At 65.9% G+C, this 25,707-nt stretch carries 22 protein-coding genes and 1 tRNA gene; 11 read left to right on the top strand and 12 right to left on the bottom strand.

Annotated elements, in window-relative coordinates; translation table 11 throughout:
* Positions 1-4: 4 nt before the first annotated feature.
* Positions 5-1,168 (top strand): alginate lyase family protein, encoded by a 1,164-nt coding sequence (locus ATE70_RS19340; protein ID WP_058539328.1) that lies wholly within the window; start codon positions 5-7, stop codon positions 1,166-1,168.
* Here the strand turns inward: ATE70_RS19340 and ATE70_RS19335 are convergent.
* The 7 genes from ATE70_RS19335 to ATE70_RS25260 form a co-directional block, all read right to left on the bottom strand.
* On the bottom strand, positions 1,165-2,757 hold the full coding sequence (locus tag ATE70_RS19335) for an acyl-CoA dehydrogenase family protein (protein ID WP_058539327.1): 1,593 nt from the start codon (positions 2,755-2,757) through the stop codon (positions 1,165-1,167). The genes ATE70_RS19340 and ATE70_RS19335 overlap by 4 nt on opposite strands.
* A gap of 2 nt (positions 2,758-2,759) precedes the next feature.
* The gene (locus ATE70_RS19330; RefSeq protein ID WP_058539326.1) at positions 2,760-3,974 is read right to left on the bottom strand and encodes an acetyl-CoA C-acetyltransferase; all 1,215 of its coding nucleotides are present in this window, start codon (positions 3,972-3,974) and stop codon (positions 2,760-2,762) included.
* Positions 3,975-3,992: 18 nt separating this feature from the next.
* The gene (locus ATE70_RS19325) at positions 3,993-5,189 is read right to left on the bottom strand and encodes a CoA transferase (protein WP_058539325.1); all 1,197 of its coding nucleotides are present in this window, start codon (positions 5,187-5,189) and stop codon (positions 3,993-3,995) included.
* Between the two features lie 756 nt (positions 5,190-5,945).
* On the bottom strand, positions 5,946-8,102 hold the full coding sequence (locus tag ATE70_RS19320) for a tetratricopeptide repeat protein (RefSeq protein WP_058539324.1): 2,157 nt from the start codon (positions 8,100-8,102) through the stop codon (positions 5,946-5,948).
* The gene (locus tag ATE70_RS19315; RefSeq protein WP_058539323.1) at positions 8,099-8,566 is read right to left on the bottom strand and encodes a hypothetical protein; all 468 of its coding nucleotides are present in this window, start codon (positions 8,564-8,566) and stop codon (positions 8,099-8,101) included. Before ATE70_RS19315 ends, ATE70_RS19320 begins: the two co-directional genes overlap by 4 nt.
* Positions 8,563-10,170 carry a hypothetical protein gene (locus tag ATE70_RS19310; RefSeq protein WP_058539322.1) on the bottom strand — a complete coding sequence of 536 codons (1,608 nt, stop codon included), beginning with the start codon at positions 10,168-10,170 and terminating at the stop codon, positions 8,563-8,565. The genes ATE70_RS19315 and ATE70_RS19310 overlap by 4 nt, the downstream gene beginning before the upstream one ends.
* Complete coding sequence (locus ATE70_RS25260; RefSeq protein WP_058539321.1) at positions 10,170-10,961, bottom strand: hypothetical protein; 792 nt, start codon at positions 10,959-10,961, stop codon at positions 10,170-10,172. The genes ATE70_RS19310 and ATE70_RS25260 overlap by 1 nt, the downstream gene beginning before the upstream one ends.
* A 584-nt stretch (positions 10,962-11,545) precedes the next feature.
* Between ATE70_RS25260 and ATE70_RS19300 the strand changes: the two genes are divergently transcribed.
* Complete coding sequence (locus tag ATE70_RS19300; RefSeq protein ID WP_231732756.1) at positions 11,546-12,808, top strand: NAD(P)-binding domain-containing protein; 1,263 nt, start codon at positions 11,546-11,548, stop codon at positions 12,806-12,808.
* 236 nt (positions 12,809-13,044) lie between these two features.
* Here ATE70_RS19300 and ATE70_RS19295 read toward each other — a convergent pair.
* Positions 13,045-13,121 (bottom strand) — tRNA-Arg (locus ATE70_RS19295).
* Between the two features lie 130 nt (positions 13,122-13,251).
* On the opposite strand from ATE70_RS19295, the gene ATE70_RS19290 reads away from it, so the two are divergent.
* Positions 13,252-14,286 carry a YeiH family protein gene (locus tag ATE70_RS19290; protein WP_058539320.1) on the top strand — a complete coding sequence of 345 codons (1,035 nt, stop codon included), beginning with the start codon at positions 13,252-13,254 and terminating at the stop codon, positions 14,284-14,286.
* Positions 14,287-14,317: 31 nt separating this feature from the next.
* Here the strand turns inward: ATE70_RS19290 and ATE70_RS19285 are convergent, their stop codons facing one another.
* Positions 14,318-15,085 carry a zinc-ribbon domain-containing protein gene (locus ATE70_RS19285; RefSeq protein WP_058539319.1) on the bottom strand — a complete coding sequence of 256 codons (768 nt, stop codon included), beginning with the start codon at positions 15,083-15,085 and terminating at the stop codon, positions 14,318-14,320.
* Positions 15,086-15,244: 159 nt separating this feature from the next.
* Here ATE70_RS19285 and ftsE point away from each other — a divergent pair, with 159 nt between their 5' ends.
* Genes ftsE through ATE70_RS19265 form a run of 4 tightly spaced genes read left to right on the top strand, consistent with a single transcriptional unit; the run spans position 15,245 to position 18,135 of the window.
* Positions 15,245-15,976: a cell division ATP-binding protein FtsE gene (gene ftsE / locus ATE70_RS19280; protein ID WP_058539318.1), complete on the top strand. Its 732-nt coding sequence runs from the start codon at positions 15,245-15,247 to the stop codon at positions 15,974-15,976.
* Between the two features lie 10 nt (positions 15,977-15,986).
* Positions 15,987-16,892, top strand: coding sequence for a cell division protein FtsX (locus ATE70_RS19275; RefSeq protein ID WP_058539317.1), 906 nt, complete (start codon positions 15,987-15,989; stop codon positions 16,890-16,892).
* Complete coding sequence (locus ATE70_RS19270) at positions 16,889-17,419, top strand: YdcF family protein (RefSeq protein WP_058539316.1); 531 nt, start codon at positions 16,889-16,891, stop codon at positions 17,417-17,419. The genes ATE70_RS19275 and ATE70_RS19270 overlap by 4 nt, the downstream gene beginning before the upstream one ends.
* Positions 17,416-18,135 (top strand): lysophospholipid acyltransferase family protein, encoded by a 720-nt coding sequence (locus ATE70_RS19265; RefSeq protein WP_058539315.1) that lies wholly within the window; start codon positions 17,416-17,418, stop codon positions 18,133-18,135. Before ATE70_RS19270 ends, ATE70_RS19265 begins: the two co-directional genes overlap by 4 nt.
* An 87-nt stretch (positions 18,136-18,222) precedes the next feature.
* Here the strand turns inward: ATE70_RS19265 and ATE70_RS19260 are convergent, their stop codons facing one another.
* On the bottom strand, positions 18,223-19,128 hold the full coding sequence (locus ATE70_RS19260; RefSeq protein WP_058539314.1) for a prephenate/arogenate dehydrogenase family protein: 906 nt from the start codon (positions 19,126-19,128) through the stop codon (positions 18,223-18,225).
* Positions 19,125-20,240, bottom strand: coding sequence for a histidinol-phosphate transaminase (gene hisC / locus ATE70_RS19255; protein ID WP_058539313.1), 1,116 nt, complete (start codon positions 20,238-20,240; stop codon positions 19,125-19,127). Before hisC ends, ATE70_RS19260 begins: the two co-directional genes overlap by 4 nt.
* Before the next feature lie 79 nt (positions 20,241-20,319).
* Between hisC and metX the strand changes: the two genes are divergently transcribed.
* The 3 genes from metX to metW are packed head-to-tail and all read left to right on the top strand — an operon-like array spanning position 20,320 to position 22,459.
* Positions 20,320-21,444: a homoserine O-acetyltransferase MetX gene (gene metX, locus ATE70_RS19250; protein WP_058539312.1), complete on the top strand. Its 1,125-nt coding sequence runs from the start codon at positions 20,320-20,322 to the stop codon at positions 21,442-21,444.
* Positions 21,441-21,878, top strand: a complete 438-nt coding sequence (locus tag ATE70_RS19245) for a GNAT family N-acetyltransferase (protein WP_058539311.1) — start codon at positions 21,441-21,443, stop codon at positions 21,876-21,878. Before metX ends, ATE70_RS19245 begins: the two co-directional genes overlap by 4 nt.
* On the top strand, positions 21,875-22,459 hold the full coding sequence (metW, locus tag ATE70_RS19240) for a methionine biosynthesis protein MetW (protein ID WP_058539310.1): 585 nt from the start codon (positions 21,875-21,877) through the stop codon (positions 22,457-22,459). Before ATE70_RS19245 ends, metW begins: the two co-directional genes overlap by 4 nt.
* Position 22,460: 1 nt before the next feature.
* On the opposite strand, the gene ATE70_RS19235 is transcribed toward metW, so the two are convergent.
* Positions 22,461-23,111 (bottom strand): TetR/AcrR family transcriptional regulator, encoded by a 651-nt coding sequence (locus ATE70_RS19235; RefSeq protein WP_058539309.1) that lies wholly within the window; start codon positions 23,109-23,111, stop codon positions 22,461-22,463.
* Between the two features lie 260 nt (positions 23,112-23,371).
* On the opposite strand from ATE70_RS19235, the gene ATE70_RS19230 reads away from it, so the two are divergent.
* The gene (locus tag ATE70_RS19230; RefSeq protein WP_058539392.1) at positions 23,372-25,669 is read left to right on the top strand and encodes a TonB-dependent receptor; all 2,298 of its coding nucleotides are present in this window, start codon (positions 23,372-23,374) and stop codon (positions 25,667-25,669) included.
* The last annotated feature ends 38 nt before the right edge of the window (positions 25,670-25,707 follow it).

The following is a 25,707-nucleotide window of genomic DNA, read 5'->3' as shown; positions in this document are numbered from 1 at the left end:
GAGGATGATCGCGCGCCGCTCCCTGCTGCTTGCCGCACTGCTCGCCGCACCGGCAGCATGGGCGCGCCCGCGGCCCGGCGCGCTCGACATCCGCGCAATCGAGCGCCGCCGCCTGCTGCCGCAAGCCGAAGTCCTGCTCGCCGCCAAACCGCGCACCATCACCGCGATCCTCGCGCCGCGCAGCCCCGCGGGTCGGCACGACTATTATTCCGAGGGCGATTATTGGTGGCCCGACCCGGCAAACCCCGGCGGTCCCTATGTGCGCCGCGACGGCCGCTCGAACCCCGACAAGTTCGACGGCCACCGCGACGCGCTGATCGCCTTCGGCCGCACCGTGCCCGCGCTTGCGGCGCTGTGGGACCTCACCGGCGAGACGCGTTTTGCGGGCGCCGCGATGCGCCACCTGACCGCGTGGTTCGTCGATCCGAAGACGCGGATGAACCCGAACCTGAACCACGCGCAGGCGATCATCGGCGTGAACAGCGGCCGCGCGATCGGGGTGATCGACACGCTGCAGATCGTCGAGGTCGCGCGCGCCGCCACGCTGTTCGCGCGCAAAGAGGCACCGGGCTATGCCGCGATCCGCGCGGGCGTCGAGCGCTGGTTCGCCGCCTATCTCGACTGGCTGACCACCTCGCGCTTCGGCACCACCGAACGCGACGAAAAGAACAACCACGGCACCTGCTGGCTGCTGCAGGCAGCGTGCTTTGCCGCGTTGCTTGGCCGCCCCGATATTCTCGAGGATGCGGGGGGCCGGCTCCGAACCGTGATCATCCCGGCGCAGATCGAGCCCGACGGCCGCCAGCCGCTCGAACTCGCGCGCACCAAACCCTATGCCTATGCGCTCTTCAATCTCGACGTGCTCGCCGCCTCGGCGTGGCTGCTTGGCGGCGGCGAACTGATCGGCTGGAAAACGCCAGACGGCCGCTCGATCGGCGGCGCGATCGCGTGGATGGCGCCGTTCATCGCGGACAAGGCGAAATGGCCGCTGCCGCCCGACGTCGAATATCGGGACGGCTTCCCGGTGCGCCAGCCGAGCCTGCTCTTCGGCGGCATCGCGCAAAAGCGCAGCGATTGGCTGGACCTCTGGCAGCGCCTCAATCCGGATCCGACCATCGGCGAGGTCGTGCGCAACTTCCCGGTCCGCCAGCCCCTGCTCTGGCTCTAGTTGCGCCCCCCGACCAGCCCGCGCGCGATCACCTGCGCCTGAATCTCCGCCGCGCCCTCGAAGATGTTGAGGATGCGCGCGTCGCAGAGCACCCGGCTGATCTCATATTCGAGCGCATAGCCGTTGCCGCCGTGGATCTGCAGGCTCGCGTCGGCGTTCGACCAGGCGGCGCGCGCGGCAAGCAGCTTCGCCATGCCCGCCTCGATATCGCAGCGCTTGCCCGAGTCCTTGGCGCGCGCGGCGGCGTAGCTGAGCTCGCGCGCCATCACGAAGTCTACGAGGCTCATCGCCAGCTTGTCCGACACGCGCGGGAAATGGACGATCGCCTTGCCGAACTGCTTGCGGCTGAGCGCATAATCCAGCCCGAGCTCGAGCGCGCGCCGCGCCACCCCGACCGCGCGCGCGGCGGTCTGGATGCGCGCGCCTTCGAAGGTCCGCATGAGCTGCTTGAACCCCTGCCCCTCTTCGCCGCCGAGCAGCGCGTCGGCGGGCGCCGCCATCGCGTCGAACTGCAACGCATATTCGCGCATCCCGCGATAGCCGAGCACTTCGATCTCGCTGCCGCTCATCCCGACGGCGGGGAACGGTTCGGCCTCGCTCCCGCGCGGCTTGGGGACGAGCAGCATCGACAAGCCGGCATAGCCCTTGGCGTCGGGCAAGGTGCGCGCGAGCAAGGTCATCAGGTCCGAGCGCGCGGCGTGGGTGATCCAGGTCTTCGCACCATCGATCACCCAATGATCGCCGTCGCGGCGCGCGCGCGTCTGCAATGACCCAAGGTCCGACCCGACGTCGGGTTCGGTGAACACCGCGGTGGGCAATATCTCGCCGCTCGCGATCCGCGGCAGCCATTCGGCCTTCTGCGCGTCGGTGCCCCCCGTCGCGATCAACTCGCCCGCGATCTCGGACCGCGTGCCGAGCGACCCGGCACCGATCCAGCCACGCGACAATTCTTCGGTGACAATGCACATCACCAGCTTCGACAGGCCGAGCCCGCCGAACGCCTCGGGGATGCAGACGCCGAAGGTGCCGAGGTCGGCCATCGCCTGCACGGTGTCTTCGGGGATCAGATCGTTCGCGAGGTGCCAGCCGTGCGCGTGCGGAACGATCTCGGCATCGGTGAAGCGGCGAAACTGGTCGCGGATCGAATCGAGATCGGCGTCGTGGAGCGTCTCGCTCGGCCAGTTGCCGTCGGCGAGCGCCATCGCGACATCGGCGCGTGCCCCCGCATGATCGGCGTCGAGCAGATCGGCACAGTTATCGGCGAGCGCGAGCGCCTCGGCACCCAGCCCAAGATCGGCCGGGCGGAAAATCTCGTTCTGCCCCATCGGCAACCCGCCGACGAGCTGGCCGATCCCCTCGGCAAAGGCGAGCACCGCGATTTTCGTATCGAGCGGGTTCGTCTCCCGGCCGGACGCGCACCATTCCAGCACCGCCTCCAGCGCCGCGGCCGTCGTCGCGACCCACGCAAAGCCGTGCGCTGCACGCTGCTCGCGGTCGATCGGCGCCTGCGCCAGTCGTTCGGCAAGCGCCGCCTCGGCCGCGGCGCGATAGGCCTGCGCCGCCGCCAGCGCCTCGCGCAAATCGGCCATGCTCAGGCAGCGCGCTCGAAGATCGCGGCGATGCCCTGCCCGCCGCCAATGCACATCGTCTCGAGTCCGTAGCGCCCTTCGCGGCGCACCAGTTCACGCGTGAGGTTCGCGAGGATGCGCCCACCCGTCGCGCCGATCGGGTGACCGAGCGAGATGCCCGAGCCGTTGACGTTGAGGATCTCATTCCGGCTGTCATCGTCTGACCAGCCCCAGCCCTTGAGCACCGCGAGCACCTGCGGCGCAAAGGCTTCGTTCAATTCGACAAGATCGATATCGCCCCAGCCAAGGCCACCCCGCGCGAACAGCCGCTCGACCGCGGGCACCGGCCCGATGCCCATGCGGCTCGGATCGCAGCCCGCCGCCGCCGAGCTGTGATACCAGGCTATGGGCGTGAGCCCGAGTTCGTCGAGCTTGTCCTCGGCGACGACAAGGCATGCCGCCGCGGCGTCATTCTGCTGGCTCGCATTGCCCGCGGTGACGACGCCGCCTTCCAGCGGGCGCAGCTTGCCCAGAGTTTCGAGCGTCGCGTCGGCGCGGTATCCCTCGTCGTGCGCGAAGATCACCAGATCGCTCTTTTTCTGCGGCACCGATACCGGGACCAGCTCGTCGTCGAACAGGCCGTTGGCCCATGCCGCGGCGGCGCGCTGGTGGCTGCGCACCGCATAGGCGTCGCACGCCTCACGGCCGATATCATAATCCTTGGCCAGATTTTCGGCGGTCTCGATCATGCCCGAAATGACGCCGAAGCGCTCGACCGGCTGCGACATCAGCCGCCCGCGCGTCAGCCGATCGTGGAGCGTGAGGTTGCCCGCGCGAACCCCTTTACGAATGTCGGTCGAATAATGTTCGACGTTCGACATCGATTCGACGCCTCCCGCGACAACGACGTCGGACATGCCCGTCTGGACCATCATCGCGGCGTTGACCACCGCCTGCAGCCCCGACCCACAGCGGCGATCGAGCTGATATCCCGGCACTTCGAGCGGCAGTCCGGCGGCGAGCCACGACCAGTGGCCGATGCTCGGTGCCTCGCCATTGCCGTAACCTTGCGAAAAGACGACGTCGTCGACGCGCGACGGGTCGATCTTCGTCCGTTCGACCAGCGCCTTCAGGATCACCGCGCCCAATTCGCCCGCGGTCAGCGAGGACAGCGCACCGCCGAACTTGCCGACGGCGGTGCGGATCGGGGCGACGATGGCGGCGCGGCGCAGGGTCATGTCTTCATTTCTCCATGGTCAGGCGATACCGACGATACCGGCATCGATCAGCCGGGCAAGCTCGCCCGAGGAAAGCGACAGGCGCTCGCTCAGGATTTCCTCGCTATGCTGCCCGTTGCGCGGTGCGGCGCGCGGCGGCTGGCGTTCCGCCTGCGGCAATGTCGCAAAGGCGCCCGCGGCGGGATAAGCGAAACCGCTAGGATTGTCGGCGTGCCCGAAGATCGGATTGTCGCCGACCAGCGCCGGATCCTGCACCGCATCGTGCATCGTGCGGTAGGGCGAATGAACGATGCCGCCCGCGTCGAACGCGGCGGCGAGGTCGGCATGGTCGCGGCTTGCTATGGCCGCCTCGAACAGCGGATAGAGCGCATCGCGATGCGTGAAACGCAGCCCGTCATCGGTCGCGAACGACACGCCGCGCGCCGCCTCGATCGCCGCGATCGCTTCGGCGAGGCCCAGCGCGGCGACCAGATTGGCCCATTGGCGCGGCGTGACGACGACGATCATCGTCCGCCGGCCGTCCGCCGTGACAAAATCGCGCCCGAACAGGCCATAGACGGCGTTGCCGAGGCGCGGGCGGTTCGCGCCGGAATAGAGCATTTCGGCGACCCCGCCGAGATTGGCGACGGTGCCGATCGCGACGTCGGAGAGCGGCAGGCGCACCTCGCCGCCCTCGCCGGTCACGGTGCGGCGCTGGATCGCCGCGAGCAGCGCAAAGGCGGCATAGGCGCCCGTCAGCAGATCCCACGCGGGCAGTACATGGTTGACCGGTTCGGGACCGGCACCCGTCAGCATCGGATAACCGACGCTGTTGTTCACCGTATAGTCGAGCGCGGGCGACCCGTCGGCCCAGCCCATCACGCGTATGGTGACGAGGTCGGGGCGCCCTTCGGCCAGCTTTGCATGCGACAGGAAGCCGCCGACCGGAAAATTGGTGACGAACTGCCCCGTCGCGCGCACCAGCGCCTGCAGCAGCTCGCGCCCCTCGGGCCGCGCCAGATCGAGCGCGACCGACTTTTTCGCGCGGTTCAGATTTTCCCAATAGAGCGAATCATTGGCGTCGGTCACCGGCCAGCGGCGAAAATCGGGGCCGCCGCCGATCTGATCAACACGGATCACCTCGGCGCCCATTTGCGCGCAATAAAGCCCGGCGGTCGGAGAGGCGACGAAGGACGAAGCTTCGATCACCGACAGGCCGGCCAGCAGGTCGTACATCCGGCGCCAATCCCCCCGAGAGCCTCTCGCGAAATCCCCGGCCTCAGCGGCCGCAGGAAGCTATCTGGCGCATCCTGAGGGTTCGAACCCCCGGCCTCCGCCTTCGGAGCGGGTACTAACAGGCTATGCCATTCAATGCCAGAGCCGGCATCTCTTACATAAGCCACTAATATTAAGCCGAAAAGGTGAAAACCAACTCCGCCAATGCCAACCCAGATCCTGCCAGAATAACCCCTGTGGCTTACGCCCCGCTTTCGCAAAAGCGACGAAGTGCCGGATTTCGGCATCCGGATATTCACGTCGGACAAGCGTAGATATATCATCCGATCTTTTCATTCTCCCCCAGCCTAGCGATCATTTTGAACGTTTCGGCCAGCTTGACGCCGATGCAACGGAACGATCGTTGCGAACAGCTGTTGTCAAAATATCGAAACTCAAATGGAGGGTGGTTCGCCCTCGCCGTCGGAGAGAGAGAATGAAAAAGCTTCTGACAATTTTCGCTATTAGCAGCTCGCTGTTGCTTCTGTCTGCTTGCAACACAGTTGAAGGAGCTGGAAAAGACGTTGAATCCGCTGCAGACTGTGCTGATGGGGTTAAAGGCAACTGCTAGGCGGCGTGACAGATTGGCGTGAACCGGCGTTCGCGGATCAGCTTCATTGACCGGTAGCGGACTGTCGGCTTCTGGGTGCAGGTCGTGAAAAGCAGACGCCGGCCAGCCTATGTTCGCCTGCCATCGCTCGCCATTATTCGTCGCCGCTAGAACGAAAAACGATAGCCAAGGTTTAAGATCGTCGCGCGCTCCTCGCTTTTGCCGACGAACGCCGCATCGGACCATCGTTGATCGAGGAAGGTGAAGCCGATTTCGGCGTCCAGCGCTACCTTCGTCGACGCGGCGTAAGTGACGCGCAGGCTGGGGCGATAGGCTTTTTGGTGACCCGGGCCAAAGCGATCGGTGCGCCGCGCGAAACGGAATCGCGGCTCGAAGCTGACCGGCCCCACGGGAAAGCGCGCCGCCGAATCGAACGAAATGATGTTGAAACGGGCCGTCCGCGCATGACGCAACCCGAAAATGAGCGTGTCGCCTTTCCTGACGATGCCGTTTCCAGTCATCTGCGCGCCCAGATAAGTTTCGGTGCCGCTGCCCGCGATCGCATCGACCCCGCCCGATGCCGGGGTGCTGCCCGTACGCGACACGACCAGATCGAGATTGGCCTGCCATTTTGGTGTCAGCGGCTGGGTATATACCACCGACAGGCTGCGGGTTCGTGCCGATCGATCGCGCGCCCATTGTTCCCGCGTCTGGCGCGTGAACAGCTGCTTGAGTTCGCCGAGGCGGTGCACTGACTGGCCGATCACGCTGTTGGTGAGCGAGAGCTGGGGATAATATTGCTGGTCGAATTGCACGCCCACGCTGCCCCCGCTCCGCAGCGGCACGGTGGCGTTCAGGAAGGCATGGCTGAGCTTGCCAAAGCCGACGTCGAAGTCGACCAGCCCCCACAAAGCGACGCCCGGCGTGCCATAGCGCGCCTCTAGGCCCACCGCCTGCCGGTCGGTCAGCCCGCCGCTTTTCTGGTCGAACCAATAGGCGTTGAGCTCGAACGGCTTGCCGCGTGGCGCATAGCCCAGCGTGAAACCGTAGAAACGTCGGTCCCGCTCGATCCGGTCGGTGCGGGTCGAAAAGACCGGACGCCCCGCCTGCGCGTGGAGCGTCCACGACGGATCGATCTCCCATCCCGCACGGATGCCGTCGAACCGGCCGAACACGCCCGAACCGAACAGCGACTGCCGCCCAATCCGCGCCGAAAGGCCAAGGCGATAATGCTGGGTATCGATGTACAGCGCCGCGATGCGCTGGGTGTCGTCGCCCGAACTGCGCGAGGAGCCGACAAGCGTGACCGGCCGCCAATCGAGCGTATAGCTGCCGGCGGCGCGCGCGCTGAACCGCGTTTCGCCGTTGGTGGTCGCCATGTTGATATCGATTGCGGTCAGCAGCTGGTCGATATTGACGCGCCGGTCGATCTCCTCGATCGGATCGCGCCGGCGCGCATCGACGAAAACATTGCGGCTGGTGTCGCGCGAATAAAATTGCGAAAGACCGCCCGAGAAGGTGGTGCGCCATTCGCGCCCGTCCACGCGCGGCCGTGCGGGCTCGCCCCCGCCACCCCGGCCCAGCGCCGCCAGCCGCTGCCCGACCCGGTCGGCGCCCGGCGAGCCCGGAAAACGCCGCAGATATTCCTCATAGCGCAGCCGCGCCGGCCCGCGTTCGCCGCGGCGTTCGTGGATCATCCCGCTGAGTTCCAGCGCGCGCGGGGCATAATCGGTGTCGCGTTGGCCAAGGATGCGGTCGAGCGCGTCGCTGGCGGCTTCATATTGGCCCGCCGCCACCGCCTCTTCGGCCACGGTCTGGAGGCGGCGCAACTCGTCGCCGTCCAGCGGCGCGACGGCGCCGTCCGCCGCCTGCTCGACCGGACAGCCGTCTTGAAGGGCGATGTTGCGCAGCGACAGCACCAAGCTTTGCGAGTCATGTCCCAGGGCGATTTCGAAGCGGGTGAGCGTGCGAAAAGTGATCGCGAGCACCGGTCCGCCGACGGCGTCGGCCTCGTAGACAATAGAGCGGACCAGCGGCGTACCGCCCGGCACGGGCAGGAAATCGCGGTTAGGTCGAACGCCGGGCTGCACCATCTCGACCCGCAGCCGCACGTCCATTCCCTGGTCGGTCGGGGCCGCGCCGCTGTAACGGATCGGGCCCGTGAAATGGATCGTCACGGTCGGGCAGTCGATGGTGCCCGCGGCGCTCGCGTCGGCCAACACCTTGTCGCCGCCGCGCTGTGCCCCGGCATTGCCCGCCCAAAACAGCAGCAACAGCGCGAGTGCGATCTTGAGCAAGGCTTCGAAGGCGGCATGCGCGCTCATGATGCCGCTCCCGGCAACAACTGGTTCCAATGGATCGCCCGGTGGCAATCCTGGCATTGATTGCCGGTCGGCGGGTGATTGGCGGTCTTGCCGGGTGCCTGGAAATTATTGTGGCAGCTGACGCAGTTGCTCACGACGCCGCTGTGGTCGAACCGTGCGGTCAGCCAGTCCTTGGTGGTATGGCACGACACGCACGCATCGGTCGTGGGGATGTGGCGGAACGTCTTGCCCTCGGCGCGGACATTGTTGTGACAGGCGGCGCAGGTGCGCGGCGTGCCGCGGAACACCGCCTTGGCGTGGCAGGTGTCGCAGCCGATTTCGGCATGCCGCCCGTCGAGCACGAACCCCGTCGATATATGATCATAGCGGTCGATGACCTTGATCGGCGGCGGATCGGACGTCGCCGCCGCGGCCAGCGCGGCGACAAGGAAGCAGCCCAGCAGGGCGATCCAGGCTTTGATCATCGCAGGTGCCTCCCGTCGAAATCCGGATGGCGGCGCGCGTTCGCGGGGACGCGCACCGTCTTGAAGCTGTCGCCCCCGACATGGCAGGTTTCGCATTTCGTGCCGAAGCGGCCTTCGTGATGATCGTCAGCCTTGTGGCAGCCGTAACAGCCCACCGGCAGCCGCGCGGTCGTCGCGGGCCTGGTGTGGCAGCTGTTGCAGGCGAGCCGGGCATGGCGGCCGGTCAGCGAAAAACCCGTGCGATCATGGTTGAACCGCGCGCCGGTCCAGCGCGCGGTCGTGTGGCATGTCTCGCACCTCGCTGGCGTGCCGAACCGGCCCTTGTGCGCAATGTCGGCGTGACAACTGGCGCATGTGACACCTGCGGCGCGGAATTGCGTATTCCGGTGACAATCGGCGCACGCGACGCGGCTGTGGGCGCCGGTCAGCGGAAAGCGCGTTGCGGCATGATGAAAGCCCGGCGCCGGCCGCCAGCGGTCCTGCGTGTGGCACGCCGCGCAATTTCGGCCGAGCTTGCCCTGATGGGGATCCTGGCGGACATGGCACCCGGCGCATTCGCGCGATGGTTTGAAGCTGTGCACAGGTTTGACGTGGCAGGTAGCGCAGCGCACCCGCTTGTGCGCCCCGAGCAGCGGAAAACGCGTCGCCTTGTTGTGATCGAAAAACGCGCCTTTCCAGCTGGCGGGCGAATGGCAGGTGGCGCAGTTGCTGCCGTTGACGCCCTTATGGACATCGTCCTTGCGGTGACAGGCGGCGCACTGCATCGGTGGACGCAGCCGATCGTTCTGGGCGCCGTGACAGGCGGTGCAGGTAACCGTGCGATGCTGGCCGACGAGCGGAAAACGCGTCCGTTCATGGTCGAACAGGGCGCCCTTCCAGCTCAGCTGCGAATGGCAGCTTGCACAGTCGGTTCCGTTGCGCCCCTTGTGGACATCGTCCGCCAGGTGGCAGGCGACGCACTGTTTCGGCGTCCCGGCGAAGCGATTGCCGACATGGCAATCGGCGCATGCGGCCGTCTGATGCGCGCCGACCAATTGAAAGCCGGTCGCCGCGTGATCGAACTTATGGATGATCTTCCAGCCGCTTTCGCTGTGGCAGCTGGCGCAATTCTTGCCGAAGCGGCCGCTATGAACATCCTCTTTGACATGGCAGGCAACGCAGGCAGCGGGCGCGGCACGAAACTTGGTTCCGGACTTGTGGCAGTTCGCGCAGGCGACGCCGCGATGCTTGCCGTGGATCGGAAAATCGGTTTTGCCATGGTCGAAGCCGGTGCCCCTGAGGTTCGCGGCGAATTGGACCGCGCCCTGATGCTCGAGATGGCAGGCACGGCATTGCTGTTTCGCGGCCGATGGCGTGCGACCGTGAAAGCCGGTGCGCAGGCGGACGTCGTTGGCGACGCCGGCATGGCATGCCTTGCACTTGCCGTTCTCGGCCGACGGGGTGAAGGAATAATGGCAGGCTCCGCAGCGCGCCTCGATCTTCGCATGCGCGGGGCGCAGCGGGCCGGGGCTGACCAGTCGCTCCAGCGTCGGGCGCAACGCGAACAGTCCCCCGATCATCGCCAGCAGCACGAGCGCGCCGACAAGGACCGAGGTCCGCGACATCAGTACATATGGACGGCGAGGACGTGCAGCGCCACGGTCATCGCGAGGAACAGGAACAGCGGCACGTGCAGATAATGCCAGGCCCGGAACAGGCGGTCGTAGAAGGCGAACCCGCCGACGTCGCGGATCGACTGCAGATAGCGCGTCAGATGGTCGATCAACGCCTCGCTGTCGGTTGCCCGCTGGCCCGGAAGCGAAGCCTCCCGTGCCAGTTCGGCACGCACGACACCTCGGAGCCGCCAGGCGAACAGCCATGTCCGGGCCGTGATCGAAAAAACCGCGAACGCGCCATGAAACAGATTGGACCGCTTTTCGAGGGCGTGCCGCTCAAGCTCGCGAAGATAGCCGACGATGAGGTGACCGGCGTCGCCATCGGCGTCGAGCAGGAGCCGCGATTCGCCAAGTTCGTCGAGAAAATCCCGAACCTCCAGCTTTCGCTGCGAATATCCGCGATGGATATGGACATATAGAAAGCGCCCGAAAAGCCCGCTCGCGACGACCACCAGCAAGGCAAGCAGGGCGACACCGCTGTTCGTCGCCGCCCAGGTAAAGCGCGCATGGTAAAGAATGACCAGCGGCCCGAGCAGGCCAAGCAGCATATGGATGCGAAACCAGGTGCCGACCGACCCCATCCATGTTGCTCCGGTCAGCCTTTTGCGGAGCGGATAGATCATGAGGATGGCCATCATCGTCACGCCGATGATCCCGAGCGCATAACCAAGGCCATCCTCGGGCGTCGGCAATTCCGCGCGATGCCACCAGCCCCACAGGATAGCGGCAGGTATGAACAATAAAATAAGGAAGGAAAAAACTGTTTCAAAAGAAACAATTGCTTTCCTTTGGGGTGCTGACGCCTCTCTGGCTACGAGAGTGAGCTGTTCCGACTCCATTTTGGTCCACCCTCTAGGGCATGTTTACTAGGCTAGACCCCCCTCATCCGCATGACAAATTATTAGTCTATCTATATAATTTGGCCTACTCCTTTCAGATTTTGCACATTGATTTCAAGATAACTGAACGCGGTTTTGACCAAAGATCCATGTCGCTCGCCGCCGAGAGCGCCGAACGAAGACGCGGTTCGAACCTCCCATCGACGCGAATGCCGCACCGCCGGGCGCAGGGGGTCTTTCCTCTTGTGGCAAGGACGGCTCTTAGGGCCGCGGAGGGCTTCCAGAGGGGAAAATAGCGGAAAAATCCGCAGATATATGATGGAGTCGCAATGCCCTTTGACCCGGCGGTTTTCGCCGACGCCCTCGCGGCGTTACCAAAACTGCCGTTTGACACGGCGGCGCTCGCCTACGCGCTCCCGGCATTGCCCATCTGGCTGAGCTATTGGGCGCGGCACCGCGCGATCGAGCGCAAAAGTCACACCATATTGGAAGATGCGCGCGACGCAGGGCTGACCGAGCCCAATTCGCTCCACCCCGTCATCGACACCGCCAAATGCATCGGCTGCTCGGCATGTGTGCTGGCGTGCCCCGAAGGCGACGTGCTCGGCCTCTTGGAGGGGAAAGCCACGCTCATCGACCCCACCCGCTGCATCGGGCACGGCGCCTGCCAGCAGGCATGCCCAGCCGACGCGCTGTCGCTGGTCTTCGGCACGGCCACGCGCGGCATCGACATTCCGTTCGTCAGTCCCGATTTCGAAACCAATGTCCCCGGCATCTATCTCGCCGGTGAAATCGGCGGCATGGGGCTGATCCGCAACGCCGTGAAGCAGGGGACCGAGGCTGTCGACGCGATCGCCGCCGCGAACGAAGGCGATGATGCGCACGACATGCTCGACCTGATGGTCGTCGGCGCGGGTCCGGCGGGTATTGCCGCCAGCCTGCGGGCGATGGAACTCGGCCTGCGCTTCGAAACGGTCGAGCAAGATAGTCTGGGCGGAACCGTAGCGCATTTCCCGCGCAACAAGCTGATTATGACCGCACCGGTAAAACTGCCGCTCTTCGGCGAACTCCGCTTCCGTGAAATCCGCAAGGAAGCGTTGCTGGGAATATGGCAGGATGTCATCGAGCGGACCGGGCTGCATATCCGCTGCAACGAAAAAGTGGTGGATGTCACGCCCGGCAACCGGGGCTTTACGGTCAGAACAGCGAACGGCGTGTATCGCGCCCGGCGGGTGCTGCTGGCAATCGGCCGGCGCGGAACCCCGCGCAAGCTGGGCGTGCCGGGCGAGGAGCGGAGCAACGTCGTCTATCGCCTGACCGACCCGGCGCAATATGCCGGCCGGCGCGTGCTGGTCGTCGGCGGCGGCGACAGCGCGATCGAGGCCGCTGTCGCATTGGCGGATCAGCCGGGCACCCAGGTCACCCTTTCCTATCGGCGAGATGCCTTTAACCGGACGCGAAGGCAGAATCGCGATGCGATCGCCGCGGCGGCGGCGGAGGGCCTGGTCACGCTATACCTCCAATCGTCTGTCGAGGAGGTGCGGCATGGCGCCATCTCCCTTCGGCACCACGCCGAATTGTTCGACCTGCCGAACGACGATGTCATAGTCTGCGCGGGCGGCGAGTTATCCACAGGCCTTCTGCAATCGATGGGCATTCGCGTGGAGCGCAGGTTCGGTACGGCTTCTCCCGCAATTGCGATCGATCCGGTAAACGCGACCAAGGAGGCAAATCTGCAGGCGGCCTGATGCACCATCATATCTTGAGGACCTGTGGTGCCTAACGTCCGCTTTGAGGGCGAATCTTCAATGATCTGACGGCCGACATCGGGCCCAAAGTGCCATGCCCGAACATGATTCGGACCGCGGCCGGACGAATATGACGCGTAATGGCATTGCCTCACGAACGAGATGCTTATGCGGCAAAATCCACGCTCCCGTGCAAATCGCCGGAATCTAGTCAAATATTTGAAGTATAAAGGAAATGGCGCACCCGAAGGGATTCGAACCCCTGGCCTCTGCCTTCGGAGGGCAGCGCTCTATCCAGCTGAGCTACGGGTGCTGATAGAGCGCGGCCTCTAGCAAGCCCGCGCCTTGCCAGCAATGGCCTATCGACCGCGGCGCAGCGATGTGCAAAGCGGCGCCATGGACATCGGGGACATCGCGTGACGCCATCCGAACAAAGCTGGCCGATGGCCGCCGATCTTTATGGCGAGATGCAGCTCGAGGCGCATCCGCCCGCGCGGCGCCGCTGGCGCGACTATCTGCCCGGTATCCTCGTCACCGCCATCGCCGCGCTCGCCGCGGCGTGGCTCGCCGACCATTATGCCGCGCCGATCGTGCTGATGGGGCTGCTGATCGGCCTCGCCCTCTCCTTCCTGTCGCAGGACAAGCGCACTCACGCCGGGCTCGATCTGATGTCGCAGACCGCGCTGCGCGTCGGCATCGTGCTCGTCGGTGCGCGGATCACCGCCGAACAGCTCGCCGAGCTTGGGCCGTTGCCCTTCGCCTTGCTCGTCCTCATCATGCTCGCTGTCATTATCGTCACCGTGGCGAGCGCGCGACTGTTCGCGCAGGACCGGCACGCCGCGCTGCTCGCGGGCGGCGCGACCGCGATCTGCGGCGCGTCGGCGGCGCTCGCGCTCTATTCGCTGATCGGCGACAAGCGCGTCGATCAGGCGCGTTTCACCCTGACCCTCGTCGGGATCACCGTTGCCAGCGCGCTCGCGATGACGCTTTATCCGGTGCTCGCGGCCGAGCTCGGCCTGACCGACGCGCAGGCGGGATTTCTGATCGGCGCGTCGATCCATGACGTCGCGCAGGCGATCGGCGGCGGCTTTTCCTTCTCGCAGCCGGCAGGCGAGGTCGCGACGATCGTCAAGCTGACGCGCGTCGCGCTGCTCGCGCCGATGCTGATGCTCGTCGCGCTCTGGCTCGGCCGCAGCGGCGAAGCGGGCGACAAGAAGCGCATTCCGCTACGCCTGCCGTGGTTCATTCTCGGTTTCCTTGGCGTAGCGGCGCTCAATTCACTGATCGCGATCCCGAAGCAAGCGCAGGATGCGGCCGCGACGGGCGCACAGGCGTTGCTGCTGCTCGCGATCGTCGCCACCGCGATGAAGGCGCGGCTGCACCTGTTGCTCGATCAGGGATGGCGCAGCTTCGCGCCGATCATCGTCGCCACGCTGACCAGCTTCCTGCTCTCGCTCGCCGCCGCGCTCAGCCTGTGACGCCGCGACGTCACCGTAACGATTTTAAATTTCAGCCTTTTGGCAGTGCCCAGCTGACGGTCAGCTGCGTCGCGCGGCGCGGAATATCGAGCTTCGCCTCGCTGAAATTGACCTTTTCATTCGGCGGAAGCATCCGCACCGGCGGCTTGATCGTCCAGCTATAAACGATCGTCCCCTGCGCATCGCGCAGTTCGGCGAGGATCGGCGGCACGCGCTGTTCGCGGTCGGTCGGGTTGATGATCACCCCCGATGCGGCGAAATAGATCGTCCCGTCGGCGAGCTCGCGATGATCCTGGTTCGGCGGCAGTTCGATGACGAGGTCGGGCTCGTCGACCCCGCCCGGCAGGCCGAGGCCCTGCGCCCAGCCCGGCAGGCCGAAATACATGAGCCCCGCGGTTGCAGCGAGCATCAGCGCCGCCGCGCTCGCGGCGATAATCGTCCAGCGCTTCGCGGGGTTCCGCCGCGGACGGCGGAACGGCAGGGGCGCATCATCGATCACGGGTGCGGGACGCGGGGCCGGCTCGGCCGTAAAGCTCGGCGGAGCCCGCGCGGGTGCGGGATCGGGTTCGGGAAAATCGGAATAGGTCGCGGCCGGTCGCGGCGCCGTTTCGGGAGCCGCTGCCGGCGCGGGTTCGGGCGCGATCGGAGCGGGCGCCGCGATAGCCCCTACCGGCGTCGCGGCAGGTTCCTGGAACCAGCTATGGCGGCAATTGGCGCAGCGCACGGTACGACCCGTGGGTCCGATCGCCGTATCGGGAACGACATAGCGCGTATGACAGGACGGGCAGGCAAGGATCATCGCCTCCCTCTAAACACGCTGATTCGCGGCGTTGCAAGTGTCGCGTTCCACTCCCGTCTTGTCCTCTGTGGATAGCCGTGCGAGATGCTGGCTGATGAGCGGACCAGCGCCCCTGTTCCTTGACCCGACGCTGGCGCGCCGTCGCGCGCGGGCGATGCTATGACCGACGTCTCTCCGGCGCGGCCCGGCGGCGCGATGGTCGAATTCGACGGCGTCGGCCTGCGCTATGGCCCCGATGCCGAAGTTTTGAGCGACATCAGCTTCAACCTCCAGCCCGGCAGCTTCTATTTTCTCACCGGCGCATCGGGCGCGGGCAAGACCTCGCTGCTCAAGATGCTCTATCTTGCGCAGCGGCCGAGCCGCGGGATCGTCCGCCTGTTCGGCGAGGATCTGGTCGCGATGCCGCGCCACCGCCTGCCGGGCTTTCGCCGCCGGATCGGCGTCGTGTTCCAGGACTTCCGGCTGATCCCGCACCTTTCGGCGCGCGACAATATCGCGCTGCCGCTGCGTATCGCGGGGGTCAGCGAGGAGGATCTGTCGGGTCCGGTCGGCGAGATGCTGAGCTGGATCGGGCTCGGCGACCGCGCCGATGCCCGCCCCGCAACGCTGTCCGGCGGCGAGCAACAGCGCGTCGCGATCGCGCGCGCGGTGATCGCGCGGCCGCAGCTGCTCGTCGCCGACGAACCGACGGGTAACGTCGATCCCGAAATGGCGATGCGCTTGCTGGGATTGTTCGAGGCACTGAACCGCCTCGGCACCACGGTGGTCGTCGCGACGCACGACATCCATCTGATCAGCCGCATCGAGAATGCGCAGATGATGCGGCTCGAAAAAGGGCGCCTGTCCGACCCCACCGGCGCGCTGCGCTATCCGCCGGCAAACAGGGCATGATGGTGGGCCGATGATCATCCCGCGCGTTCCCGTCCAGCATCGCCGCCTGCTTCCCGACCGCCGCCTGTCGGGCCCGACGCCGTGGGTGATCGCGATCCTGATGATGCTGACTTTGCTCGCCGCCGCCGCCGGGGTCGGGCTTGCGCGCTCGGCGAACGCAATCGGCGCCGCGATCGCCGGGCGCGTGACGGTCCAGATCGTCACCGCGAACCCGGTGACGCGTGCCGAGCAGGCGGCCGCGCTCCGCCGGGCGGCCGCCGCGCAGCCCTTCGTTCTCTCGGCGCGCTCGGTCGAGCCCGAAGAATTGCAGGCGACGCTCGGCCAATGGTTCGGCGCCGCCGAGGGCGACGACCCGGTGCTGAAATCGCTCCCTCTTCCGGCGTTGGTCGACATCGACTTTGTCGGCGAGGACCGCACCGGTCCTATGCGCCAGCTGGAGGCATTGGTCGCACGCGAGGCGCCCGGCGCGCGGATCATCCCGCACGCCGAATGGCTGGGGCCGGTCGCGCGGCTGATCCGCTCGCTCGCGTGGATCGCCGGCGGCATGGTGGTGCTGATGACGCTCGCCAGTGCCGCGGTGGTGATCATGACCGCGCGCGCCGCACTCGCGACGCATTTCCCGACGATCGAGATGCTTCATATGATCGGCGCGACCGACCGCCAGATTACGCGGCTGTTCCAGCGCCGCATCGCGATCGACACCGCTTACGGCATCGCGCTCGGCACCGTCGTCGCCGCCGCGATCCTGCTCTTGATCGGCTTGCAATGGTCGGGGGTCACAGCGGGGCTTGCGGCGACCGCGTCGCTTGGCCCCGCCGGCTGGGCGCTCTTGCTGGCGCTGCCGCTATTGGCTATCGCGCTCGCAGCCCTGACCGCGCGCCAGACCCTGCTCGCGGCGCTCAAGAAGATTCTATGATCAAGCGCCTGATTTCCCTGTTGTTCCTTGCCTGGGTGCTCGGCTTCGCATGGTTCGCGCTGCTGCTGCCGCTGCCCGCCGACGCACAAAAGACCGACGCGATCGTCGTGCTCACGGGCGGCCCGGGACGCATCGACCGCGCGCTCGAACGGCTCGAGGCGGGCGATGCCAAGCGCCTGCTGATCAGCGGCGTCGCGCGCGAGGTGAAGCCGCGCGAACTCGCCGCCGAATATAAGCGCCCGGTCAGCCTGTTCGACTGCTGCATCGCGCTGGGGTTCGAAGCCGAGGACACACGCTCGAACGCCACCGAGGTCGCGACCTGGGTAGAGCGCCGCAAATATAAGAGCATCCGACTGATCACCACCGACTGGCATATGCGCCGCGCCGAGTATGAAATCGGCCGCGCGGTCGGCGACAAGGTGACGATCCTGCCCGACGCGGTACGCAGCCAGCCCAATTTCGCGACGCTGTTTCGCGAATATCACAAATATCTGGCCGGACTGGCGGGCGGGCTGCTCGGCCTGTGAGATACGCCATCGCCCTGTTCCGTTCGATCCTGTTCTGGATCGCCTTTTTCGTGATGAGCAGCATCAGCTCGATCGGCGGGGTGATCGCGCTGCCGATCTCGCACCGTGGCACGATCTTTTTCGTGCGCATCTGGGCGCAGTCGCACCGGCTCTTCTGCCGCTTCCTGCTCGGCCAGACGATCGTCGTCGAGGGCGAGATGCCCGACATCCCCGTCCTCTATGTCTTCAAGCATGAATCGGCGTTCGAAACGGTCGAGCAACCGATGCTGTTCAAGCATCCCGCGGTGTTCGCGAAAGAAGAATTATTCTCGATCCCCGTGTGGGGCCAGGCGGCGCGCTTTTACGGCTTGATTCCGGTCGACCGCGATGGCGGCGGCAAGGCGATGCGCGCGATGCTCGGTGCGGCGAAGGCCGCGCTCGCAGCAGGGCGCCCGCTCGTGCTGTTCGCCGAGGGAACACGCGTCCCGCACGGCGCAGCGCCGCCGCTCCGCCCCGGTTTTGCCGGCATGTACCGCCTGCTCGGGGTTGATGTGATCCCCGTCGCGGTGAACAGCGGCCTCGCCTTTCCGCCGCGCCGCTGGGTCAAATGGCCGGGGACGATCACGTACAAGATCGGCGAAACGATCCCCGCCGGGCTGCCGCGCGAAGACGCCGAGGCCCGCGTGCGGGTGGCGATCAATGCGCTGAACCCGCCTGAGGCGTTACTGGAAACTTGACCGTCGCCCCCGCGAAGGCGGGGGCCGCTGGCAACCTTGCGCTACATCAATAGCGGCCCCCGCCTTCGCGGGGGCGACTTGTATTTCCTAGTGCTTCCGCCCGAAATCGGGCGCCGCATCGTCCTGCCCCTGTTCGATGATCGAGCGCCGGATCGCGCGCGTGCGCGTAAACCACTCCTCGAGCTTGTCGGCATCGCCGCGGCGGATCGCCTGCTGGAGCACGGTCAGATCCTCGTTGAAGCGCTGCAAGGTCGCGAGAACGGCATCCTTGTTGGCGAGGAAGACGTCGCGCCACATCACCGGATCGCTCGCCGCGATACGCGTGAAGTCGCGGAAGCCGCCCGCCGAATATTTGATCACTTCGCTCTCGGTAACCTCTTCGAGCTCGCTCGCGGTGCCGACGATCGTGTAAGCGATCAGGTGCGGCAAATGGCTCGTCACCGCGAGCACCATATCGTGATGCGCCGCATCCATGATATCGACCTTGGCGCCCAATGCCTGCCAGAAGGACGTCACCGCCGTCACGGCGTCTTCGGACGCACCCGCACCCGGCGTCACGATGCACCAGCGGCCTTCGAACAAGGACGAAAAACCTGCCGCCGGACCGCTATTCTCGGTCCCCGCGACCGGATGCGCCGGGATGACGGCATGATCGGGCAGCGCCTTCGCCAGCGCTTCGGCAACGCCCGCCTTCGATGAGCCGACGTCCGAAATGATCGCCTCGGGCTTCAGCCCCGGCGCGATCGCGACGGCCGCATCGGCCATACGGCCGACGGGTACGGCCAGAATGACGAGGTCGGCATCGGCCACCACGGCGACCGGATCATCGACAATCGTGTCGCAAAGGCCGAGTTCGGCAGCGATGCCGCGCACTTCGGCGCTGGCGTCATGGCCGGTCACCACCACCTGCGGCAGCCGCTCCCCGATCGCGCGCGCGATCGATGAGCCGATCAGGCCCAGCCCGACGATGGCGACGCGATCAATCGCCATCAGCCGTTCAGCGCGGCGCGGATCGCCGCCGCGAGCCCACGCGTTTCGTCTTCGGTGCCGATCGTCATGCGCAGCGCATTGGGGAGCCCCTGCCCCGGCAGCCAGCGGACGATATAGCCCGCGTCCATCAGCCGATTATAGACGGTCTCGGCGCTCACATCGCCTTCGAACAGCACGAGCAGGAAGTTGCACGCCGACGGCACGACGCGAATGCCATGGTTGCCGAGGCTCTCGAGTTCGCCCGCCAGCCAGGCACGCCATTCGGCATTATGCTCGCGGCTGTGCGCGACGAATTCCTCGTCGCCGAGCGCCGCGACCGCCGCCGCCTGCCCCGCGCGCGTGACGTTGAACGGCAGGCGGATGCGGTGCAGCGCCGAAATCACCTCGGCGGCCGCATAGCCCCAGCCGATGCGCTCGGCGGCGAGCCCGTGGATCTTCGAGAAGGTGCGCGTGACGAACACATTGGGCTGCGCCTTCGCAAGCTCGAGCCCGCCGTCATCCTCAGCGTCGGACAGATATTCCGAATAGGCCTGATCGATCACGAACAGCACATTCTTCGGCAGTCCGGCATAGAGCCGCGCGACCTCTTCACGGCTCGCAAGCGTGCCCGTCGGATTGTTCGGATTGGCGAGATAGACGACGCGCGTCTTGTCGGTGACCGCGGCGAGCAGCGCGTCGACGTCGGTCGCATAATCCCTGTCGTCGGCCTCGACCGGCACCGCGCCCACGCGCCGCGCCGCGATTTCATAGACCGCAAAACCGTAGCGGACGTATAATATCTCGTCGCCGACGCCGGCATAAGTGCCCGCCGCGAGGTGGAGCAATTCGTCGGATCCGTTGCCGCAGATGATCCGCGCCGGATCGAGTCCGAACTTCGCCGCGATCGTTTCGCGCAAGGTCGCCGAACCGGGGTCCGGATAACGCGACAGCGCATCGGGCGCCGCCTGCGCCGCAGCGAACGCCGCGCGCGCCTTTTCGCCGGTCCCGAGCGGATTTTCATTTGCGCTCAGCTTGATCAGTGGACGGCCGTCGGCGCCCGCCGACTTGCCGGGAACATAAGGGGCAATGCCGCTGATCCACGGCTTGGGCTGAAGGCTTTGGGGCGCGTCGGTCATGCCGCGCCGTTTAACGGCTATGCTGCGCGAGTCCAGTACGTTGACAGGGTGCGTGCGCCCGCTTAGCCCCGCGCGAACCATGGCGAGCCTGCTCCACGATATCCAGCATCATAGCGTGACGATCGCGGCGCCGCTGCCGCTCGACAGCGGACAGGTGCTGGGCTCGGTGACGATCGCCTATCAAAGCTATGGCGCGCTCAATCCCGACAAGTCGAATGCGGTGCTGATCTGCCACGCGCTAACCGGCGACCAATATGTCGCGAGCGACCATCCGGCGACGGGCAAACCCGGCTGGTGGGCGCGCATGGTCGGCCCGGGCAAGCCGATCGACACCGACCGGTTCCACGTCATCTGCGCCAATGTGCTCGGCAGCTGCATGGGGACGAGCGGCCCCGCCTCGCCCGATGCGGCGACCGGCGCGCCGCTCGGCATGGCGTTCCCCGTCATCACGATCACCGACATGGTGCGTGCGCAGGCGATGCTGCTCGACCATCTCGGCATTTCGCGCCTTCATGCCGTCGTCGGCGGGTCGATGGGCGGCATGCAGACGCTCGCCTGGGCCGCGACCTATCCGGGTCGCCTCGCCTCGGCGCTCGTCATCGCGAGCGCGGCGCGCCATTCGGCGCAGAATATCGCGTTCCACGAGGTCGGCCGGCAGGCGATCATGGCCGATCCCGACTGGCAGGACGGGCAATATTACGGCAGCGCGCGCGCGCCGACCAAGGGTCTCGCGGTCGCGCGTATGGCGGCGCATATCACCTATCTGTCCGAAGAGGGACTGACCGAGAAGTTCGGCCGCCGCCTGCAGGCGCGCGACATCAAGAGCTTCGGCTTCGATGCCGATTTCCAGGTCGAATCGTACCTCAGGCACCAGGGGCTGGCCTTCACCGACCGCTTCGATGCCAACGCCTATCTCTATATCACGCGCGCGATGGACTATTTCGATCTCGCCGACCCGCACGACGGGCGGCTTGCGGGTGCCTTCGCCGCCGCAAAAGACGTGCGCTTCACGCTCGTCAGCTTCGACACCGACTGGCTCTATCCGACCTCCGAATCGCGCCGCGTCGTGCAGGCGCTGCAAAGCGTCGGCGCCGCGGCGAGCTTCGTCGAACTGTCGGCACCCTTCGGCCACGACAGCTTTCTCCTCGACGTCCCGGCGCTCGACCGCCTTGTCGCAGGATCCCTGCTGGCAGGTCTGGCATGAGCGAAATCTATCGCCTGTCCTTCGACCCGTCCGACATGCAGGTGGGCGCGATCCACGCCTTTCTGACGCAGAGCTATTGGGCCGAGAATATTTCGCCCGCGACCGTCGAACGCGCCATCGCGGGGTCGCTGTGCGTCGGTATCTTCGCGCCGGGCGGCGAGCAGGTCGGCTTTGCCCGCGTCGTCACCGATCGCGCGACCTTTGCCTATCTGGCCGACGTCTATGTCCTCGCGGCGCATCGCGGACACGGCCTCGCTGCGCGCATGGTGACCGCGCTGCACGATCATCCCGACCTGCAAGGGCTGCGGCGGTGGATGCTCGCGACCAGCGATGCCCACGGGCTTTATGCCGCACTCGGCTGGACTCCGATCGACGACGCCAAGCCGTTCATGCAAAGGCACTTCCCCAACGTCTACAGGCAGGCCGGACGATGAAACTGCGCCCCGATCTGGCGATCATTGCCGATGCCGTTCCCCGGGCGTCGCGCGTGCTCGACGTCGGCTGCGGCGACGGCGAATTGATGGCGGCGCTCCAGAGCAAGGGGGTCGATACGCGCGGGCTCGAAATCGATCCCGACAATGTCACCGCCGCGATCGCGCGCGGCCAGTCGGTCGTACAGGGCGACGCCAACCGCGACCTTGCCGACTATCCCGACGACGCCTTCGACTATGCGATCCTCTCGCAAACGCTGCAGACGACCGAGCGCCCCGACCGCGTTGTCGATGAACTGCTGCGCATCGCACCGCGCGCCTTCGTCAGCTTCCCCAATTTCGCGCATTGGCGCGTCCGGCTTGCCTTGCTGTGGAACGGGCGGATGCCGGTGACGCGGCTTCTGCCCGTCGCCTGGTACGAAACGCCGAACATCCACCATGTCACGGTCAGCGATTTTCGCGATCTCGTGCGGGCGAAGGGCATCAAGGTCGAGCGCGTCTGGCACCTGTCGGGCGACAGGCCGGCAAGCGACGCCGCCGCCAGCTGGCGCGCCGAACATGCGATCTTCCTGATTTCGCGCTAAATCAATCCTGCTTCTTCAGCCCGTTCGCGAGCAGGTCGTTGGCGATCCGCGCGATCTCCGAAATGTCGCTCTCGGTGTCCCACAATCCGTAGCGCATGCCCAGAAACACGTTCATCCCGCCGATCGCCCACGCGTGGATCTCGCTGACGTCATCGCGGATTTCACCGCGCGCCGCACCGCCCTCAAGCCGCTGGCGGACGCGCGCGACGGTCGTTTCATAGTGGCGGCGATAACTCGCATAATCGACGAACTCGGCCTCGTCGATGATGCGGTAGATCTCCTTGTTCGCGCGCACGAAGCCGAGGTAGGATTCGAGCCCGATGCGCTCGGCGCTGATCTCGTCGGGCGCCGCCTGAACGATCGGCGTGACATGGTCGCGTAGCCGTTCGCTCATATAGCGGACGAGCGCCTGGAAGATTTCCTCTTTCGAATCGAAATAGGTGTAGAAACTGCCGAGCGCGGTTCCGGCGCGGCGCGTGATCGCGCTGATCGACGCTTCGTGGAACCCGCGTTCGCCGAATTCGATCGCCGCCGCGTCGAGCAGCTTGCGCAGCGTCCGCCGCCCGCGCTCGGTGCGCGGCGTCTTGTCGCGCGCGTCGCCCGCGCCCCGTTCGGTTTCGGCCCGTCCCGTTTCGCTCTGCGGCTGATCCATGACTGCCTTTCCGTCTCCCCTCCGTCCGGCTCCCCCTGCATCGTGGCATTTCCGCACCACTGGCAAGCAAAAAGCGACAGAGTCATATTCCAAGTTGAAACTTGGTTCATGTTTCACTATTGGATGCGGCGCGGCTTGGCAAGCACCAGCCCAAGAAAAGCAAACAGGGTGGCGAGGGGTCACCCGCCACATGGGAGAGTCATATGCGTCCTTTCGCCCGCCCGCTGCGTCGTGCCATCCTTGCCACCAGCGCGCTTTCCATGATCGTCTTTGCTCCCGCGGCTTTCGCGCAGGAAGCGGGCGCGACCGACGCCGGCGATAACGAGATTATCGTGACGGCACGCCGCCGCGACGAACGCCTGATCGACGTTCCTGTCGCGATCACCGCTTTTTCGGGCGAGGCACTGGCAAAGGCCGGGGCGCTCGACATCACCGACGTTGCCCAGACGACCCCGAACACCACGCTCGAAGTTTCGCGCGGCACCAATTCGACGCTCAGCGCGTTCATCCGCGGTGTCGGCCAGCAGGATCCGGTGTCGGGTTTCGAACAGGGCGTCGGCATCTATCTCGACGACGTCTACCTCAACCGCCCGCAAGCCGCGGTGCTCGATATCTATGACGTCGAACGCATCGAAATCCTGCGCGGGCCGCAAGGCACGCTCTATGGCCGCAACACGATCGGCGGCGCGGTCAAATATGTGACCAAGCAGCTGCCGGAGGAATTCTCGCTCAAGATCAAGGGCACGCTCGGCACCTACGACCAGGCCGACCTCGTCGTGACCGCAAGCGCACCGATCGGCGACCTCTTGCGCGTCGGCGGCTCGGTCGCGCGCCTGTCGCGCGGCGGTTTCGGCGACAATCTCACCACCGGCCGCGAAAATTACAACAAGGACGTCTGGGCAGGCCGCGGCACGGTCGAACTCGGCGGTTATGGCGCGCCGGTGCTGATCCGCATTTCGGGCGATTACAGCAAAGACAAGAGCGATCCGCGCGGCGGCCATCGCCTGATCCCGTCGCTGCTGACCAACGCCCCCGTGCTTGATGATGTGTTCGATAGCCGCGGCGGTCTCAACGATCCGAAACAGGAGATCGAGGCATATGGTCTGGCGATGAATGTCACCGCCGAACTCAGCGACACGGTCACGATCCGGTCGATCAGCGCCTGGCGCAAGGACACGTCGGCGACCCCGATCGACTTCGACGCGCTTCCCGGCGTCGACATCGACGTTCCCGGCTTCTATTTCAACGAGCAGATCAGCCAGGAATTCCAGCTGCTCTACGAAGGCGACAAGCTGAAGGGTCTGCTCGGCTTCTATTATCTCGATGCGACCGCCGACACGTTGTTCGACGTCCGCATCTTCAACAACCTCGCGGGCCTCACCGCCTTTACCGAGGCCGATGTCGACACCCAGACCTTCGCGGTGTTCGGCGACTTCACCTATGATTTCAACGACAAGCTCAGCCTGTCGGTCGGCGGCCGTTACACGTGGGACGAACGCGAAGCGTCGATCTTGCGGCAAAATTATCTCGGCGGCGGTTCGCCGGTGTTCGGCGGCGCGGGCGTCGCGTTCGGCGCGCCGGGCACCAATTTCAACGGCAAGCGCGACTTCAAGAAATTCACCCCGCGCGCGTCGCTCTCGTTCAAGCCAACCCCCGACCATAATTTCTACGCGAGCTATTCGCAGGGTTTCAAGGGCGGCGGGTTCGATCCGCGCGGCGTCGGCGTCAACGCGCCGGGCGCCATCCCGGGCCGGCCGACCGACGCGGAAATCGCTTCCTTCCTGAGCTTCCGCCCCGAAAAGGTCGAAAGCTACGAGGTCGGCTACAAGGGCAGCCTGATGGACGGCGCGGTCAATGTCGCGCTCGCCGCCTTCTATGCCGATTACACCGACGTCCAGATCCCGGGATCGGTCGCCTGCACCGTCAGCGGCCTGCCGAGCTTCTGCGGCGTGGTCTCGAACGCCGGTAAGGCGACCTTCAAGGGTGTCGAATTCGAGGGCCGCGCGCGGCTTGGCGAGGATCTGGCGACCACAGGCGACCGGCTGACGCTGTCGACCGCGCTCGGCTTTATCCAGGCCGATTATAAGGAATATATCTCGAACATCCTCGTCGGCGGGGTCAACACGCCGACCGATGTTTCGGATTTCCGCGAGGTGCAGAACACCCCGAAATGGACCGCGAGCGGCACCCTCGCTTACTCGACCCCGATCGGCGACGGCGATTTGAGCTTCGGCACGACCTTGTCGTACCGCAGCAAGACCTATCAGTTCGAAATCCCGAACCCCTATATCGACCAGAAAGGGTTCGCTTTGTGGGATGCCAGCCTCGTCTACACCGCGCCCGACGACCGCTGGAGCCTCGGCGTGTTCGGCAAGAATCTGACGAACAAGGAATATAGGACCTCGGGCTATACGTTCGTGAACGTCAACCCGGTCACCGGCGCGATCATTCCGGGCGCGAACGGCTTGCCGACGTCGGCGCTCGGCCGCGAAGGCACGCTGACCGCCTTCTACGGCAATCCGCGCCAGGTCTTCGTGACCGGCACCGTCAAATTCTGATCATCGGATAAGGGGGAGAAAGGGGCGTCCGTTGCGGC

Source organism: Sphingopyxis sp. H053 (assembly GCF_001468225.1).
Lineage (GTDB): Bacteria > Pseudomonadota > Alphaproteobacteria > Sphingomonadales > Sphingomonadaceae > Sphingopyxis.
The sequence above is the reverse complement of the archived record's forward strand: the minus strand, read 5'-3'. Positions and strand labels throughout refer to the sequence as shown.

Excerpts from the sequence above, each read along its gene's own strand:
- ATE70_RS19275 (WP_058539317.1), top strand. The coding sequence starts at position 15,987 with ATGATCATCCCGCGCGTTCCCGTCCAGCATCGCCGCCTGCTTCCCGAC.
- ATE70_RS19290 (WP_058539320.1), top strand. The coding sequence starts at position 13,252 with ATGGCCGCCGATCTTTATGGCGAGATGCAGCTCGAGGCGCATCCGCCC.
- metW (WP_058539310.1), top strand. The coding sequence starts at position 21,875 with ATGAAACTGCGCCCCGATCTGGCGATCATTGCCGATGCCGTTCCCCGG.
- ATE70_RS19230 (WP_058539392.1), top strand. The coding sequence starts at position 23,372 with ATGATCGTCTTTGCTCCCGCGGCTTTCGCGCAGGAAGCGGGCGCGACC.
- ATE70_RS19235 (WP_058539309.1), bottom strand. The coding sequence starts at position 23,111 with ATGGATCAGCCGCAGAGCGAAACGGGACGGGCCGAAACCGAACGGGGC.
- hisC (WP_058539313.1), bottom strand. The coding sequence starts at position 20,240 with ATGACCGACGCGCCCCAAAGCCTTCAGCCCAAGCCGTGGATCAGCGGC.
- ATE70_RS19340 (WP_058539328.1), top strand. The coding sequence starts at position 5 with ATGATCGCGCGCCGCTCCCTGCTGCTTGCCGCACTGCTCGCCGCACCG.
- ATE70_RS19310 (WP_058539322.1), bottom strand. The coding sequence starts at position 10,170 with ATGTCGCGGACCTCGGTCCTTGTCGGCGCGCTCGTGCTGCTGGCGATG.
- ATE70_RS19330 (WP_058539326.1), bottom strand. The coding sequence starts at position 3,974 with ATGACCCTGCGCCGCGCCGCCATCGTCGCCCCGATCCGCACCGCCGTC.
- ATE70_RS19320 (WP_058539324.1), bottom strand. The coding sequence starts at position 8,102 with ATGAGCGCGCATGCCGCCTTCGAAGCCTTGCTCAAGATCGCACTCGCG.
- metX (WP_058539312.1), top strand. The coding sequence starts at position 20,320 with ATGGCGAGCCTGCTCCACGATATCCAGCATCATAGCGTGACGATCGCG.
- ftsE (WP_058539318.1), top strand. The coding sequence starts at position 15,245 with ATGACCGACGTCTCTCCGGCGCGGCCCGGCGGCGCGATGGTCGAATTC.
- ATE70_RS19315 (WP_058539323.1), bottom strand. The coding sequence starts at position 8,566 with ATGATCAAAGCCTGGATCGCCCTGCTGGGCTGCTTCCTTGTCGCCGCG.
- ATE70_RS19335 (WP_058539327.1), bottom strand. The coding sequence starts at position 2,757 with ATGGCCGATTTGCGCGAGGCGCTGGCGGCGGCGCAGGCCTATCGCGCC.
- ATE70_RS19245 (WP_058539311.1), top strand. The coding sequence starts at position 21,441 with ATGAGCGAAATCTATCGCCTGTCCTTCGACCCGTCCGACATGCAGGTG.
- ATE70_RS19285 (WP_058539319.1), bottom strand. The coding sequence starts at position 15,085 with ATGATCCTTGCCTGCCCGTCCTGTCATACGCGCTATGTCGTTCCCGAT.
- ATE70_RS19270 (WP_058539316.1), top strand. The coding sequence starts at position 16,889 with ATGATCAAGCGCCTGATTTCCCTGTTGTTCCTTGCCTGGGTGCTCGGC.
- ATE70_RS19325 (WP_058539325.1), bottom strand. The coding sequence starts at position 5,189 with ATGTACGACCTGCTGGCCGGCCTGTCGGTGATCGAAGCTTCGTCCTTC.